Genomic DNA, 1,609 nt, shown 5'->3' with positions numbered 1-1,609 from the left:
TGTATTCGTATCGATATCTGCTAATGCAATCGCCACCGTACTTCCATCAGAATCGGTGATGATCAAATTCGTTCCGTCTTCAGTTAAAGAAGCATTGGTTGTATTGGTATCGATATCCGCTAGTGCAATCGCCACCGTACTTCCATCAGAGTCTGTTAAGATTAAGTTGGTTCCATCTTCAGTAAGACTTGCATTGGTAGTGTTGGTATCTGTTTCTGCTGCGATATCTGCTAATGCGATGGCTACAGTGCTACCATCGGAATCTGTGATGATCAAATTGGTTCCGTCTTCAGTTAAAGAAGCATTGGTTGTATTGGTATCGATATCCGCTAATGCGATGGCTACGGTACTTCCATCAGAGTCTGTTAAGATTAAGTTGGTTCCATCTTCAGTAAGACTTGCATTGGTCGTATTGGTATCTGTTTCTGCTGCGATATCTGCCAGTGCAATGGCTACAGTACTACCATCGGAATCGGTGATGATAAGGTTAGTTCCATCTTCAGTTAAGGAAGCATTGGTTGTGTTGGTGTCAATATCTGCTAATGCGATGGCTACAGTGCTACCATCAGAATCAGTGATAATTAAATTGGTTCCGTCTTCAGTTAAAGAAGCATTGGTTGTATTCGTATCAATATCCGCTAGTGCAATCGCTACAGTACTTCCATCGGAATCAGTGATAATTAAATTCGTTCCATCTTCAGTTAAAGAAGCATTGGTTGTGTTGGTATCGATATCCGCTAGTGCAATCGCCACCGTACTTCCATCGGAATCGGTAATGATCAAATTCGTTCCATCTTCAGTTAAAGAAGCATTGGTTGTATTGGTATCGATATCCGCTAGTGCAATCGCCACCGTACTTCCATCGGAATCAGTGATGATCAAATTCGTTCCATCTTCGGTAAAGGAAGCATTGGTCGTATTGGTATCAATATCCGCTAGTGCAATCGCCACCGTACTTCCATCAGAATCAGTGATAATTAAATTGGTTCCGTCTTCGGTAAAAGAAGCATTGGTTGTATTGGTATCAATATCCGCTAATGCAATCGCCACCGTACTTCCATCAGAATCAGTGATGATCAAATTCGTTCCATCTTCGGTTAAAGAAGCATTGGTTGTATTGGTATCTGTTTCTGCTGCGATATCTGCCAGTGCAATCGCCACCGTACTTCCATCAGAATCAGTGATGATCAAATTGGTTCCGTCTTCAGTAAAAGAAGCATTGGTTGTGTTGGTATCGATATCCGCTAATGCGATGGCTACGGTACTTCCATCAGAGTCTGTTAAGATTAAGTTGGTTCCATCTTCAGTAAGACTTGCATTGGTCGTATTGGTATCTGTTTCTGCTGCGATATCTGCCAGTGCGATGGCCACCGTACTTCCATCGGAATCGGTAATGATCAAATTCGTTCCATCTTCAGTTAAAGAAGCATTGGTTGTATTGGTATCAATATCTGCTAGTGCAATCGCCACCGTACTTCCATCGGAATCAGTGATGATCAAATTCGTTCCGTCTTCAGTTAAAGAAGCATTGGTCGTATTCGTATCAATATCTGCCAGTGCAATCGCCACCGTACTTCCATCGGAATCAGTAATGATCAAATTCGTTCCA

At 42.2% G+C, this 1,609-nt stretch carries 1 protein-coding gene; it reads right to left on the bottom strand.

Annotated elements, in window-relative coordinates:
- Positions 1-1,609: beta strand repeat-containing protein (locus ACFSJT_RS10815; protein WP_378320275.1), on the bottom strand; the 1,609-nt coding region annotated here is incomplete at both ends.

The sequence above is a fragment of the Aquimarina celericrescens genome (assembly GCF_042682765.1).
Taxonomy (GTDB): Bacteria; Bacteroidota; Bacteroidia; order Flavobacteriales; family Flavobacteriaceae; genus Aquimarina; species Aquimarina celericrescens.
The sequence above is the reverse complement of the archived record's forward strand: the minus strand, read 5'-3'. Positions and strand labels throughout refer to the sequence as shown.